We start from the raw sequence: 14703 nt of genomic DNA, 5'->3' as shown, positions 1-14703 counted from the left end.
GGCATTGAGGTCGTACAAACAGCCTGCCATAGCTTGCCCATGAGAATAGCGATCAACGGATTCGGCCGCATCGGCCGCACGATCCTGCGGCAGGTTCTGGCCTTACCGCAGGACAAGGGTGTCGACGTGGTGCTGATCAACGACATCGCGCCGCTGGAAACCTGTGCCTACCTGTTCAAATATGACAGCACCTTTGGCCCCTACCCGGGTCAGGTGACACAGGGCAACGCAGTGCTCGACGTTGACGGGCGTTGCTTTCCCATGACTCACAGCCCCGATCTGACCCGCGTCGACCTTTCAGGTGTCGACGTTCTGCTGGATTGTACGGGGATCGCCCGCACGTCAGACGTGGCAAGTCAGGGCCTGACAGCCGGGGCGGGCAAGGTCCTGATCTCCGGCCCCTCACCCGCTGCCGAGATCACCATTGTGCTGGGCGCCAACGAGGATCAACTGGGCAATGCCCGGATTGTGTCAAACGCATCCTGTACCACCAACGGGCTCGCGCCCTTGGTGTCCGCGCTCGATAAGATCGGTGGTATCGCATCCGCGCATATGACGACGATCCACTGCTATACCAACAGTCAGCCGATGGTAGACGCCCCGCGTGGCGATCTGGCCCGGTCGCGCGCTGGGGCGCTGTCGATGGTTCCTACGACCTCCAGCGCCACACACCTGATCGATGAAATCCTGCCCCACCTCGCCGGGCGCATATCAGGCGCGGCGGTTCGGGTGCCGACAGCCAGTGTTTCGGCTGTGGACCTCGTCGCAACGCTGGAACGCGGCATGACACCGGATGCCTTCCAGTCCGCACTGCGTAACGCCGTCGACCAATCGCCCGTTCTGGGATGGACCGATCAGCCGTTGGTGTCCTCCGACCTGCGCACACGCCCCGAGTCCCTCGTCATCGCAGGGCCGGAAACACGCATCGTCGGCCAAAACCAGGTTCGGGTGTTTGGCTGGTATGATAATGAATGGGGCTTCTCGGCACGTATGCTGGACGTCGCACGGTTGATGGTAGAACGCTGACGCAGCGGGCGGGCGGGCCCGGGCGGGAGCCGCCCTGTATTATCCCTCGACGACCTCATAGGGCGTATCGAACCAATACTCCTCAAGATTGGTGCCCTCTCCAATCCGGTCCACGACGGCAAACAGCCCCGGCCCGTGCAAGGGGGTCAGCACCCCATGCCATGTTCCGCGATGGTAGTTCACAGCCTGCCCCGGCAGCGTCGCAAAGGCTCGGGGCAGCCCGGGCTTTCCACCCTCATCTGGCGCAACAATCACCAGAAACGCCTGATGGGTCATCGGAATAAAGGCCTGACTGCCCTCCGGGTGTCGTTCGACCATATCCAGTTGATAAGGCAAGGCGCGCGGGTTGGCGTCAAACAGGCTGATACCAGCGCGGCCATCACCAAATTCCATTGCCGCCCGATCATGATACCGACCGCATTGACCCTGATTGATGATCTTGTCCGGCGCGCCTGACACGTCCATCAGATCACCAAACGGAGCAAATGCCTTGGCCGAGATCGCCTCGATCACAATCCGGCGGCTCATGACGGCAACATGTCCCGCAAACGGAACTCGGCAATCCGTTCAACCTGTCGGCAGGCTTCGGCAAACTCTGTATCCCGGTCCTGTTCGATCCGTCGTTCGAAGGCTTGCAGGATCGAGGCCTTGTCATGATCCCGCACCGCAATGATGAAAGGAAATCCGAATTTCTGCGTGTAGCGCGTGTTTAGGTCTGTGAACGCCGCCCTTTCCGCATCCGTCAGTGCATCCAACCCGGCCGAGGCCTGCTCGGACGTGCTTTCCTGTGTCAGTCGCTTTGCCTGCGCCAGCTTGCCTGCCAGATCGGGATGCGCGGTCAACACGCCAAGGCGTTCTTTTTCAGAAGCAGATCGGAACATCCGCGTCAGCGCGTTGTGCAAACCGCCTGCCGTGTCATGCGCCGGTCCCAATTCAAGCTCATACGCCCGTTCCGCAATCCAGGCCGAGTGTTCAAAAACTCCGCCGTAATTTGCAACAAACTCGGCGCGCTCCATTCGTGAAGGTCTTGGGCTGCGCATGGGGGGATGATGGGCCGCCCAGTGTTCCGCGATCTGCAGACGCGTCGCGAACCAAACGTCCGAAAAGCTGCGGGCATAGTCAAGGAACCGTTTCAAAGCCATAATACGGCCCGGACGTCCGATCAGGCGGCAGTGCAAACCGATCGACAGCATCTTTGGTGCCCCGGCTTCACCCTCTGCGTACAACGCGTCGAAACTGTCCTTGAGATAGGAAAAGAACTGATCGCCCGAGTTGAATCCCTGTGGTGTCGCAAAGCGCATGTCGTTGCAATCCAGTGTATAGGGAACAATCAACTGGTCCCTCTCACCAGCCTCAATCCAATAGGGTAGATCATCCGCGTAAGTGTCGGCGACGTAGGCAAAGCTGCCCTCCTCTGCCGCCAGCCGCACCGTATTTTCCGAACACCGCCCGGTGTACCACCCACGCGGAGGTGCGCCGACGACCTCGGTATGCAGACGGACAGCCTCGGCGATCTGGACGCGTTCTTCAGCCTCAGGCATATCTTTGTGTTCGACCCATTTCAAACCATGGCTTGCGATCTCCCACCCCGCGGATTTCATGGCTGCCACCTGATCCGGTGAGCGCGCCAAGGCGGTTGCAACCCCATAGATGGTGATCGGGATATCCTTCATAAGCCGATGCAATCGCCAGAAGCCTGCGCGCGCGCCGTATTCGTAAATCGATTCCATGTTCAGGTGCCGTTGCCCCTGCCACGGTGCCGCGCCAACGATTTCCGACAGAAAGGCCTCGGAAGCGGGGTCGCCGTGCAACAGGCAATTCTCACCGCCTTCCTCGTAGTTCAGAACAATCTGAACTGCCAGCTTGGCCCCGCCCGGCCATTGGGCATCCGGTGGGTTAGCTCCGTATCCGGTCATATCGCGAGAGTAACGAGGCGGCTGCATGGTTTATTCCATTTTGATTAGGGACCTGACAGGTTTAGCTTAGAAAGACGTCTGAGATTATCAAATCAATCCGAACGCAGTTTCCGGTTCTTTCGGCATTTCAATTGTTATGAAAACCGTTTCACTCTGTATCACATCGGACTTTCAAAGGAGAATTTCGTGGCCGGCTACCTGACAACCCATGTTTTGGACACAGCCCGAGGCTGCCCGGCAGAAGGGTTGAAAATCGCCCTATATGCAGTGTCCGGGAATTCCCATCGTAAACTGGTCGAAATGGTGACCAATTCAGATGGCCGTACAGACAGCCCGATTCTACCGCAGGAAAAATTCAAGACGGGGTCGTATGAATTGATTTTCTTTGCTGGTGATTATCTGCGCGCCACGGGCCAGGATGGCGACGAGCCGCTGTTTCTGGATCAGGTGCCGATCCGATTTGGCATGTCCGACCCCGATGCACATTATCATGTGCCGCTTTTGCTATCCCCCTACGGTTATTCGACCTATCGCGGAAGCTGACCATAGGCACCGGGAAAGGGGTTTTAGTTAAGCCCCTCCGCCGAACGAACAACTTTTCCAATGCGCGGGATCATGAAATCCATGAACAACCGCGCCTTGGGGTCCTGATGACGCCGATGTGTATACAGGCAAGCCATCTGCACCGGGGTCGGCGGCGTATCCTGCGCAACCGGGACCAAACGCCCGGCTTTCAGATGTTCGGCCACTTCAAACACAGGCTTCATTGCAATCCCTTGCCCGGACAAAGCCCAATCCGTCAGCACGTCGCCATCGTCACACTCGAACCGTCCTGAAACCGCAAACCGTTTGGGGCCTTCTGGCGTTTCCAGCATCCATTGAAACTCGGTCGCGCCGGGAAACCGCAGGTTCAGGCATTCATGTTTGTCAGCGATCAGATCGGTGCCAGATGCCGGTGCCCCGTGTCGTTTTACATAGTCCGGCGCAGCGCAAAGCACGCGCTGGCAATCGGATATCTTGCGAATGCGCAACGTGCTGTCCTCGGGCTGACCAATGAAAAGTGCCAGATCCAGTCCTTCGGTGGTCAGATCAACAGATCGGTCTGTCAGCCGCAGGCGCACATCGATTTCGGGGTATTCCGACAAAAATTCCGGCACATGCGGCGCTAGCAGGCGCCGCCCTACCCCAAGTGGGGCCGCCACAAATAACGAGCCACGAGGCGCTTCAGTCAGGTGCATCACCTGCGCCTCGGCCTCGTCCACCGCGTCCAGAACCGCCACCGCGCCGGGGTAGAACGCCCGGCCCTGTTCGGTGGGTGTCAGGTTGCGGGTGGTACGCTGGAACAGGCGAACGCCCAACTTATCCTCCAACTGCGAAATCCGCGCCGAGGTTACCGCAGGCGAAATGCGCAGGTCGCGCCCGGCGGCGGACATGCTGCCCAGATCATAAACGCGGACAAAGGTTCGGATGTTGTCGAGGTAGGACATCTTTTCGTTTTTTTTGATACAGTTTGATAATATACGGGAATACCGAAGAAAAGCCCGCTTGCCTAGTGTGAGGCAACGCAATCGGAGACCTCTGACATGTACGACTTTGCCGTGTTCTGGGATTGGATGGCTTTTGCCGTGCGCTGGCTGCACGTGATCACCGCCATCGCCTGGATCGGATCCTCATTCTATTTCATCGCGCTGGATCTGGGCCTGAACCGCGACATTCCCGGCCCGGCTGATGGCGAGGAATGGCAGGTGCACGGTGGAGGGTTCTATCACATCCAGAAATATCTGGTCGCGCCGGAACGGATGCCGGACCACCTGACTTGGTTCAAATGGGAAAGTTACGCCACATGGCTCAGCGGCGCGGCACTGCTGATGATCGTCTATTGGGTCGGTGGAGAGCTGTATCTGATCGATGCGCAAAAGGCGGATCTGGCTTTGTGGCAGGGCATTCTGATCTCGGCGGCCTCTCTGACCGTCGGGTGGCTGGTCTATGATTACCTGTGCAAATCCGGGCTAGGTGAACGCCCCACCCTTCTTATGGTTTTGCTATTCGTCCTGCTGGTCGCCATGGGCTGGGGTTATAATCAGATCTTCACCGGTCGTGCGATGATGCTGCATCTGGGTGCGTTCACCGCCACGATCATGACCGCAAATGTGTTCTTCATCATCATGCCCAACCAGCGCATTGTGGTGGATGATCTAAAGAACGGGCGCACACCCGATCCGAAATACGGGAAGATCGCCAAACTGCGGTCGACCCACAACAACTATCTGACGCTGCCGGTCGTGTTCCTGATGCTGTCGAACCATTATCCGCTGGCTTTCGCGACCGAGTACAACTGGATCATCGCTGCGCTGGTCTTCCTGATGGGGGTCACGATCCGGCACTATTTCAACACCCGCCATGCGCGTGCGGGCAATCCGACCTGGACCTGGCTGGTCACTGCGCTTTTGTTCATTGCGATCATGTGGCTATCGACCGCTCCGATGTACAAACCCTTGGAAGAGGCCGAAGCTCAGCCCCTTACCCGATACGAACAAAAATTCGCGGCAGCCGAAGGGTTTGAAACAGCACATGATGTCGTGCTGGGCCGCTGTTCCATGTGTCATGCGCGCGAACCGGTCTGGGAGGGTATCCTGTGGGCCCCAAAAGGCGTGTTGCTTGAAACCGAAGCCGATATCGCCCGCAACGCGCAGCAGATTTACCTGCAGGCCGGCGTCAGCCACGCCATGCCACCCGCAAACGTAACCTACATGGAACCCGAAGACCGCGAAGCGATTATTCGGTGGTTCAGAAATGCCGGCCTGTAAATCCTGCACAGACACAGATCAACGTAGTTAAATCAGACGGCTTTGGCGGATAAGTTCTTTCCCTGAACGCAAACAGATGCTCTAAGATGAATTCAATGGGCCGCGACCGGGTATTGCGCGGCAATAACGATTTCGACCTGGGGCAGTTGGAACAAAATGATGACAGGGAGCAGGCCGCGCGGGGTTTTGAGGTACTGGCTGGTTGGCGCAGTCGCCTCAATTGCCCCGACTTTTGCCGCTGCTTTGGACGTTACCCTGTCGGCCCCCGGCGCATCCAAAGATCTTGTCGCGCGACTTGAAGAGACCTCATCGGTATATACGGCGGATTCGCGCGGTCTTGATACGTCGCTAGAGGTTTTGTCGGCTGCTCTGTCAGATTACCGCACCATCGTCCAGATCATGTATGACGAAGGGTATTTCGGTCCGGTCGTCAGCATCAAACTGGATGGGCAAGAGGCCGCGAATATCAGCGCATTGGATGCCCCGGCCCAGTTCAAGCGGGCGGTGATTACGGTCACACCGGGGCCGACATTCCGTTTTGGCGAAGCTGTCGTGCAACCGATCGCGCCTGACACGGAATTGCCCGCAGAGTTTGCAACAGGCAAACTGGCCACGACCGGCGCGATTCAGCAGGCCACGTCGACAGGTGTACAGGGTTGGAAAGATGCAGGCCACGCCAAGGCGGATGTCGAAGGCCAGAAAGTCATCGCCCGCCATGCGCAATCCCGGCTGGACGCGCAGATCGATCTTGATCCTGGCCCGCGTCTGACATTCGGTAAGATGATCATTCAGGGCGACACCAGGGTCCGTCACCGCTCGATCGAGAAAATTGCCGGGTTTCCATCGGGTGAGGTGTATTCCCCCCAAGAGTTGCAAAAGGTCGGAACCCGCCTTCGTCGCACCGGCACGTTCAGCGTGGTGTCAATTCAGGAGCGTGACACGCCAAATCCGGACGGCACCCTGGATTTCGACGCCACGTTCGAAGACCTGCCGCCGCGCCGCCTGACCTTCGGGGCCGAGGTCGCCTCGAATGCAGGGATCGACCTGACCGCCACCTGGACCCATCGCAACGTGTCCCGCCGCGCCGAGCGGCTGAGGTTCGAGGCAGCGCTACGCAATATTGGCGGTAGCGAAGATCTGGACGGCCGTATCGGTCTGCGTCTGGACCAGCCTGATCGCCTGGGCCCGGATGACAACACGTTCTGGAGCGCACTTCTGGAACGCCGCAACACTGAAAACTACAATGTGTCTGTGGCCTCGCTTACCTATGGTGCGCGGCGAACGTTCTCGGACCGACTTTATGCCGAAGCCTCGGCCGGATTTCAGTGGTCAGATGCCGACGACGCTTATGGCAGTGGCCGCAAGTTCCGGTACTTCATCATTCCCTTCCGCTCGGAATGGGATGAACGGGACAGCAAAGTCAGCGCCACGCGCGGCTTTTATCTGGATTCACAGGCGATGCCCTTTGTTGGCCTGTCCGGAACCGACACCGGCCTAAGGCTGTTTTTCGACGGTCGTGCCTACAACGATCTGGGCACAGGCGGACGTTTGGTGCTGGCGGGCCGTGTGCAATTGGGCTCGGTCGTCGGGCCGCCTGCGGACGGGGTCACGCCGGACTTTCTGTTTTTCTCTGGCGGGGCCGGGACGGTGCGGGGCCAGCCGTTTGAAAGCCTTGGAATTCCGGTCGGAACCGGTGTTGCTGGCGGTAGATCATTCATCGGTTTGTCGGGTGAGGTGCGCGGACGCGTAACCGAAACTTTGTCCCTGGTCGGGTTCTACGACTATGGGGTTGTCGACACATCCTCGTTCATCGGCAGCGGCGCCGAGGATCACGCAGGTGCCGGAATCGGTATCCGCTATGATCTGGGCGGGTTTGGCCCCTTGCGGTTTGATCTGGCCTACCCGGTTCAGGGCACCACCGGAAGCGGGCTACAATTCTATATCGGAATCGGTCAGGCCTTTTGATACGTCGCGCTGCATATCCCCTTCTGCTCGCCTCGGTCGCATTGGCCGCGCCTGTGCCACTGATGGCGCAGGAGGAAGGCGGCAGCATGATCGAGCGCTTCTTGCAGGACACGCTGTCTGGCGACAATCAAAATGTCCGGGTCATCGGCCTGCAAGGCGCGTTGAGTTCACGCGCGACAATTCAGGAAATCACAGTCGCGGATGACGAAGGCATCTGGCTGACCATCAAGAATGCGGAACTCGACTGGAACCGTTTGGCCCTGCTGCGCGGTCGGTTCTCGGTCAATGCCCTGACAGCCGAAGAGATCGATATTGCCCGGGCCCCGGGCACCACAACCAAGGAAACACCGCCGCCTTCGGCAGAAACACAACCGTTCCAATTGCCGGAACTGCCGGTTGCGATTGAAATCGGAGAGCTGAGGGTCGATGACCTGTCTCTGGGCGAGCCGTTGATCGGTGTCGCCGCTGATCTGCAGGTCAATGGCAACCTCTCGCTGGCCGATGGCGCGCTGGACACGACTCTGGATATCGACCGGACCGACCGCCCCGGCGACACCATTGATCTGACTGCCGGGTTCAGCAACCAAAGCCGCGAAATCAACCTTGATCTGACTGTGGCTGAAGCGTCGGGCGGTTTGATTGCAACAGCGCTGAAAATTCCGGACAGCCCGCCCATTGGTTTGACCGCAAAGGGAAATGGCCCGGTGACGGATTTCACGGCCGATATCGGCCTGAGCAGCGACGATCAGCTTCGGGTGACCGGACAGGTGCGCCTGCGTGCAGCCCCGACTGCCGCCGCAAGCGCTGACGACGGAATTGCATTCACAGCCGATCTGGGCGGCGACCTGACACCGTTTCTGGCCGAGGACATGGATACGTTCTTTGGCACCGACACCAAGGTGTTCGTCGACGGCCGAACGCATGCCGACGGGGCGTTGGATATCTCGAATATCGAGGTCACCGCACAAGCGTTGAAGCTGGAGAGCCAGCTGAGCCTCGCAGCTGGTGGGCAGCTGCAACTGCTGGCTGTGCAGGGCCGGATAACCCCGCCGGAAGGCGACAGCGTGGTACTGCCTGTCAGTGGCGGCGACACCTCGATCGGCGCTGCCCAGGTTTCGGCATTGTTTGACGCGAAAAACGGCGACTTGTGGGATCTGAGCCTGACCGCCGATGATGTCATGGCGGCCCAAATCAATCTCGACCGGGCACAGATTATCGGTCAGGGTACGCTGGATCAAAGCAGCGGTCTGGCCATCGACGGAGACCTGCAAGCCGCGCTTGACGGCGTCGACATGGCCGACCCGGCTTTGAATGCGGCGATTGGCGACCGTGTCACGCTGGACGGGCAATTCGAATACGGAACGGACCAGAGCCTGAACCTGTCCAGCTTTGAACTGGTCGGCAGTGACTATAAACTGGCAGGTGATGCGGCGATCAGCGGTTTGGCCACCGGGTTGAAAATCGACGGTTCGGCCTCTCTGCAAGCTTCTGACCTGTCGCGGTTTTCCGAATTGGCAAAGCTTGACCTTGGCGGGAATGCCTCAATCAATGTTGTCGGCACAGGCTCACCGCTTGAAGGTAGCTTTGACGCCATCGTTGCGGTCCGGGGCAACGACCTTTCAACCGGACGTGATGATATTGACCCCGTGATCGACGGAGAAACCGAGATCACGTTGGACGCAAAGCGGGACACGGATGGGGTCACGATCCGGACCTTCTCGATCACATCCGAAGAAATCACTGCACAAGCCAGTGGCGATGTCACAACACCTGACGGAAACCTGACGCTGGACGGTCAGGTCAGCCTGGATGTCAGTGATCTGTCCATCTTCTCGGGCTTGGCACAACAAGACCTCAGCGGCGCGTTGCAGGCTCAGTTGTCAGGTAAAGGATCCGTGCAGTCGCTGGAATTCGATGGCACTGCCAAAGTGGCCGGTGACAATATCCAAACCGGTCTATCGCAGTTTGACCCATTGCTGACTGGTCAGGTGTCGATCGATTTTGACGGGGCCAAAGCCGGCGACCAAATCACCGTCCGCAGCGCGTCCGTGACTGCCAATGCAGTGACCGCGCAAGTTGCGGCAGTCATCGATGATCTGACGGGCGATCTGAGCATTGATGGGCAGGCAAAAATAGATGCGCCTGACCTATCTCTGTTTTCGGGGATCGCCGGGCGCGCCCTCGGCGGCTCGGTTCGCGCTGACATAAAAGGGAAAGGCTCCCAAAGCAGCCAACTATTCGACGTTCAAGGTGATGTCTGGGCCGATGACATCGTCACTGGCATTGATCCCGTGGACAACCTTTTATCCGGGCGCACCACCTTGGCTGTGGATGCGGTGAATGATGAACAGGGCCTGAACGTACGAACCTTCCGCCTGAACGGGGCCGCGCTGACAGCAAGCGCGTCCGGTCAAGTAAAGCGTGAGACGGGCGGGCTGAATTTCTCCGCCGAGCTGGACAGTCTATCGCGCCTTTCTCCATCTCTGTCCGGACCTTTGAAACTGGACGGAAACGTTGCCCCTACCGGATCAGGGCTGGAAGGTACGGCACGTTTGCAAGGCCCCGACAGTTCGTATGCCAACCTGACAGGGACGGTGCAGAGCAACGGCACCGCCGATCTGGATTTTGAGGCACGCTTTAACCGCATAGAACGGTTCGTGCCCGAGTTCCCCGGCACAATCTCGGCAGCCGGCAAGGCGCGCCGCGATGCGGGGACATGGACCATTGACGCCAAAGCCGAGGGGCCCGCCCAGATCAAAACCACAGTGGCCGGGACCTTTGACGAAAGCGATGGGACCGCAGATCTGGCGATGAAAGGCGGCCTGAACATCGGCCTGATCAACGCTTTCATCTCGCCCAACAGTATTGAAGGTGCGGCAAGTTTTGACCTGACCATGAAGGGCGCGCCGTCGCTGGGCGCGCTCAGCGGTTCCATCTCGACCTCAGGCACTGCGATGGCGATTCCAAGCATCGGGCAGACCATCACGGGGATCGGCGGTACGGTGAACATTGCCCAAAGCCGTGCCACAATCTCACTGCAAGGCGGCGTCCGCGCAGGTGGCGGCTTTAGCGTAAATGGCCCGATCGACCTGACGCCGCCGTTCAATGCCCAGATCACTACGGCGATCAACAACCTGGTACTGACCGACAAGCTGCTGTACGAAACCACCCTGAACGGTCAGATCGCGCTGTCCGGCGCGCTGGCTGGGAACAGTTCATTGGCCGGGCAAATCAATTTTGGTGAGACAAATATCAACCTCGCCGCTGCGGCGGGTGCGGTTGGTGCGGCGCCGATCCCGACAATCACGCACCTGAACGAAAGCAAGGCAGGTTTCGTCACCCGTGAGCGGGCGCAATTGGTGATCACCGAAAAGCAAACCAAAAGCGACTCGCGCATTGCGCTGGATATCGGGCTTCTGGCCCCCAAAGCGGTCTTTGTAAGGGGGCGCGGCGTGAATGCCGAGTTGGGGGGGCGCATCCAGATCGGCGGTACAACGGCTGCGGTTGTGCCTTCGGGTCAGATCGAACTGATCCGGGGCAACATCGACATCCTTGGACGCAGGCTTGCCCTGACGAAAGGTCTGGTCACGCTACAGGGCGATCTGACCCCGTATATCGAGTTCGAATCCTCCACCAGCACTTCGGATGGTACGGCCACAATCGAAATCGCAGGGCCATTGGATTCGCCTGAAATCAACATCTTCTCAGACCCCGAACGCCCGACCGAAGAGGCGCTGGCCATGCTTTTGTTCGGCAACCGTTTTTCCGAGCTTTCGCCCTTTGTCATCGCCCAGATGGCGGCCTCTCTGGCGCAGCTCAGCGGTGCCGGTGGGGACTCGACCAAAGGTGTGCGGGACGCGACCGGGGTGGATACCATCGATATCGGCACTTCGGAAAGCGGAGCAGGTCGGCTGGGCGCCGGTGCGTATCTGAGCGACAATCTTTACACAGATTTTACTGTCAATACCGAAGGCGATACCGAGGTGAACCTGAATCTGGACGTAACCGACAATTTCACCGTCAAGGGTACGGTGGATGGTCGCGGCGAAACGGGGATCGGGGTATTCTTCGAGCGGGACTATTGATCCCCGGCACACATTGCCGCACTCGGGCGCAACCGGCTACGATCCCATGCCATCAAGACAAAAAAGGCGACCCACAATGGGCCGCCCTGTCTGTTGGCATGAGCGGAAATCTCATTCCGCTGCGATGGCGTCTTCGATCTTTTCAACCCGGATCGCCGAGAACTTGAACTCCGGGATTTTGCCATAAGGGTCGATGGCCGAATTGGTCAGAATGTTCGCCGCCGCTTCGACATAGGCGAACGGTATGAACACCATGTCTTCGGCGATCGCACGGTCGGCGCGGACCATGATTTCGATGGAACCGCGGCGAGTTGTGAGGCGGATCAACTCACCCGGTTCGATACCCATCAGCTTCAGCGTGCGCGGGTTCATCGAACAGTTCGCCTCGGGTTCGACCGCATCCAGAACAGTGGCGCGGCGGGTCATGGAACCAGTGTGCCAGTGTTCCAGTTGACGGCCCGTGGTGGCAATCATCGGATAGTCTTCATCCGGGGCCTCATCCGGTGGGATGATGCTGGCCGGGGTGAATTTGGCCCTGCCATCAGTACGCGGAAATCCATCGCCGAACACAATCGCCTGCCCCGGGTCCGTCTCGGACAGCGACGGATAGGTGATCGTCTCGGTCTCAAGCCGTTCCCAAGTGATGTTGTCGAGCGACTCCATGGTCAGCTTCATCTCGTTGAACACTTGGGACACGTCCGTATAGCCCCAATTCAGGCCAATGCGCTGCGCTAGCTCAACCGTGATCGCCCAATCCTCACGCGCCTCTCCCGGAGGCGCCACGGCGGGACGCACCCGCTGCACCTGACGGTTGGTGTTCGACACCGTGCCGTTCTTTTCGTACAGCGCCGAGGCGGGCAGGATGATGTCGGCATAGTTCGCCGTTTCGGTCAGGAAGATATCCTGTACGATCATCAGGTCCAGCTTGGCCAGCGCCTCACGCGCATGACCCACGTCCGGGTCGGACATGGCCGGGTTTTCGCCCAGAATGTACATGCCCTTGATGTTGCGCGCATAAATCTGGTCGATGATCTCGGTGACAGTCAGACCTTTCTCGTTCGAGAAATCGTCAGACTTCCAGACATCCGTGAACTGCGCACGGATATTGTCATCCGTGACCGTCTTGTAGTCTGGCAGGAACATCGGGATCAGGCCCGCATCGGATGCGCCCTGCACGTTGTTCTGCCCCCGCAAAGGATGCAGGCCCGCGCCCGGTTTGCCGACGTTTCCAGTCATCAGGGCCAGCGAGATCAGGCAGCGCGAGTTGTCGGTGCCGTGGATATGCTGGCTGACGCCCATGCCCCAGAAGATCAGGCCGGCTTTGGCCTGCGCAAAGGTGCGGGCCACGCGGCGCAGCTGATCCGGTTCGATACCGCAGATCGGGGCCATCGCCTCGGGCGTGAACTGCCGCAGATGTTCTTTCTCGGCCTCCCAGTTCTCGGTCCAACGATGGATGTACTGGCTGTCATACAGCTCTTCCTCGACGATCACGTTCATGATCGCGTTGAGCATCGAGACATCTGCACCCGGACGGAACTGCAGCATCTCATCGGCGAACTTGCGCATACCAACGCCGCGCGGGTCCATCACAATCAGCTTGCCACCGCGCTTGGTGAACTGCTTGAAATAGGTCGCTGCGACAGGATGGTTTTCGATCGGGTTGGCACCGATGATAATAACCACGTCCGAGTTTTCGACCTCATTGAAGGTCGCGGTCACCGCACCGGAACCAACGTTCTCGATCAGGGCAGCAACGGACGACGCATGGCACAGACGGGTGCAGTGGTCGACATTGTTATGCTTAAAGCCCTGACGGATGAACTTCTGGAACAGATACGCTTCTTCGTTGGTGCACTTGGCCGAGCCAAAGCCTGCAACCGAACGCGGATCTTCGTCGCGCAGGGCTTTCAATTTAGTGGCGGCCAGATCCATCGCCTCTTCCCACGTTGCTTCGCGGAAATGGGTCGACAGGTTGCCCGGATCGACGTTCAGGCCCTTTTCAGGCGCGTCTTCACGACGGATCAGCGGCTTGGTAAGGCGGTGGGGGTGGTGGATATAGTCAAAGCCAAACCGGCCTTTGACGCACAGACGGCCTTCGTTGGCGGGGCCATTGATGCCCTCGACATATTTGACCTTACCGTCCTTGACCTTCAGCGAGACCTTGCAGCCCACACCGCAGAACGGGCAGACGCTTTCAGTCTCAGAATCGTAGTCCTTACTGTCGCCCTGCTGTTTGTCGTCCAGCACGGTGGCGGGCATCAGGGCGCCGGTCGGGCAGGCCTGAACGCATTCACCACAGGCAACACAGGTTGAATCGCCCATCGGGTCGTTCTGATCGAACACCACCTGTGCGGTGTGACCGCGACCGGCCATGCCGATCACGTCATTGACCTGTACTTCGCGGCAGGCACGGACGCAGAGATTGCAGTTGATGCAGGCGTCCAGATTGACCCGCATCGCCACATGGCTGTCATCCAGCAGCGGGATTTTCTCGGCCTCTTTCGCAGGGAAACGGCTGTCGCTGACATCGTTCAGCTTGGCCATATCCCAGAAATGGCTGGACGTGTCGTGTGCTACCTCGGGCTGGTCAGCGACCAGCAGTTCCATGACCATGGCGCGCGATTTCTCGGCTCGGTCGCTGTCGGTCTTGACGACCATACCGTCTGCGGCAGGGCGGATGCACGAGGCGACCAGCGTGCGCTCGCCTTCCACCTCAACCATACAGGCGCGGCAGTTGCCGTCGGGTTTATACCCCGGCTGCGGCTTGTGGCACAGGTGCGGGATAGTAAACCCCTGCCCCTTGGCGGCTTCCCAGATGGTCCAGCCTTCGGGCACGGTGACGTCTTCGCCGTTCAGGTTGAAGGTGACGGTCTTGTTTGGGCTTGCATCAAGCATGGCTCTGTC

General features: G+C 59.1%; 9 protein-coding genes. 5 read left to right on the top strand and 4 right to left on the bottom strand.

What is annotated here, in order from left to right; translation table 11 throughout:
- Positions 1-39 precede the first annotated feature (39 nt).
- Entirely contained in the window at positions 40-1026 is a 987-nt protein-coding gene (locus ACP0GE_RS15445) for a type I glyceraldehyde-3-phosphate dehydrogenase (protein WP_424832803.1), read from the top strand.
- Positions 1027-1065: 39 nt separating this feature from the next.
- On the opposite strand, the gene ACP0GE_RS15440 is transcribed toward ACP0GE_RS15445, so the two are convergent.
- Positions 1066-1554: an ureidoglycolate lyase gene (locus tag ACP0GE_RS15440; protein WP_424832802.1), complete on the bottom strand. Its 489-nt coding sequence runs from the start codon at positions 1552-1554 to the stop codon at positions 1066-1068.
- The gene (gene puuE, locus ACP0GE_RS15435) at positions 1551-2969 is read right to left on the bottom strand and encodes an allantoinase PuuE (protein ID WP_424832801.1); all 1419 of its coding nucleotides are present in this window, start codon (positions 2967-2969) and stop codon (positions 1551-1553) included. The genes ACP0GE_RS15440 and puuE overlap by 4 nt, the downstream gene beginning before the upstream one ends.
- 159 nt (positions 2970-3128) lie before the next feature.
- On the opposite strand from puuE, the gene uraH reads away from it, so the two are divergent.
- On the top strand, positions 3129-3485 hold the full coding sequence (uraH, locus tag ACP0GE_RS15430; protein WP_424832800.1) for a hydroxyisourate hydrolase: 357 nt from the start codon (positions 3129-3131) through the stop codon (positions 3483-3485).
- Between the two features lie 23 nt (positions 3486-3508).
- Here the strand turns inward: uraH and ACP0GE_RS15425 are convergent, their stop codons facing one another.
- Positions 3509-4429: a LysR family transcriptional regulator gene (locus ACP0GE_RS15425; protein WP_424832799.1), complete on the bottom strand. Its 921-nt coding sequence runs from the start codon at positions 4427-4429 to the stop codon at positions 3509-3511.
- A gap of 96 nt (positions 4430-4525) precedes the next feature.
- On the opposite strand from ACP0GE_RS15425, the gene ACP0GE_RS15420 reads away from it, so the two are divergent.
- The 3 genes from ACP0GE_RS15420 to ACP0GE_RS15410 all read left to right on the top strand — a co-directional run bounded on the left by ACP0GE_RS15420 (position 4526) and on the right by ACP0GE_RS15410 (position 11799).
- The gene (locus ACP0GE_RS15420; RefSeq protein WP_424832798.1) at positions 4526-5749 is read left to right on the top strand and encodes a urate hydroxylase PuuD; all 1224 of its coding nucleotides are present in this window, start codon (positions 4526-4528) and stop codon (positions 5747-5749) included.
- 159 nt (positions 5750-5908) lie between these two features.
- A complete protein-coding gene (locus ACP0GE_RS15415; RefSeq protein WP_424832797.1) occupies positions 5909-7714 on the top strand; it encodes an autotransporter assembly complex protein TamA in 1806 nt (601 codons plus the stop codon).
- A gap of 86 nt (positions 7715-7800) precedes the next feature.
- Positions 7801-11799, top strand: a complete 3999-nt coding sequence (locus ACP0GE_RS15410) for a translocation/assembly module TamB domain-containing protein (protein WP_424832796.1) — start codon at positions 7801-7803, stop codon at positions 11797-11799.
- Positions 11800-11910: 111 nt separating this feature from the next.
- Here ACP0GE_RS15410 and fdhF read toward each other — a convergent pair whose 3' ends face one another.
- On the bottom strand, positions 11911-14694 hold the full coding sequence (fdhF, locus tag ACP0GE_RS15405) for a formate dehydrogenase subunit alpha (RefSeq protein ID WP_424832795.1): 2784 nt from the start codon (positions 14692-14694) through the stop codon (positions 11911-11913).
- Positions 14695-14703: the final 9 nt, after the last annotated feature.

This window comes from Ruegeria sp., assembly GCF_965243365.1.
GTDB lineage: Bacteria > Pseudomonadota > Alphaproteobacteria > Rhodobacterales > Rhodobacteraceae > Ruegeria.
This window is presented reverse-complemented; position numbering and strand designations above follow the sequence as displayed.

Excerpts from the sequence above, each read along its gene's own strand:
- ACP0GE_RS15420 (WP_424832798.1), top strand. The coding sequence starts at position 4,526 with ATGTACGACTTTGCCGTGTTCTGGGATTGGATGGCTTTTGCCGTGCGC.
- ACP0GE_RS15445 (WP_424832803.1), top strand. The coding sequence starts at position 40 with ATGAGAATAGCGATCAACGGATTCGGCCGCATCGGCCGCACGATCCTG.
- ACP0GE_RS15440 (WP_424832802.1), bottom strand. The coding sequence starts at position 1,554 with ATGAGCCGCCGGATTGTGATCGAGGCGATCTCGGCCAAGGCATTTGCT.
- ACP0GE_RS15410 (WP_424832796.1), top strand. The coding sequence starts at position 7,801 with ATGATCGAGCGCTTCTTGCAGGACACGCTGTCTGGCGACAATCAAAAT.
- ACP0GE_RS15425 (WP_424832799.1), bottom strand. The coding sequence starts at position 4,429 with ATGTCCTACCTCGACAACATCCGAACCTTTGTCCGCGTTTATGATCTG.
- fdhF (WP_424832795.1), bottom strand. The coding sequence starts at position 14,694 with ATGCTTGATGCAAGCCCAAACAAGACCGTCACCTTCAACCTGAACGGC.
- puuE (WP_424832801.1), bottom strand. The coding sequence starts at position 2,969 with ATGCAGCCGCCTCGTTACTCTCGCGATATGACCGGATACGGAGCTAAC.
- ACP0GE_RS15415 (WP_424832797.1), top strand. The coding sequence starts at position 5,909 with ATGACAGGGAGCAGGCCGCGCGGGGTTTTGAGGTACTGGCTGGTTGGC.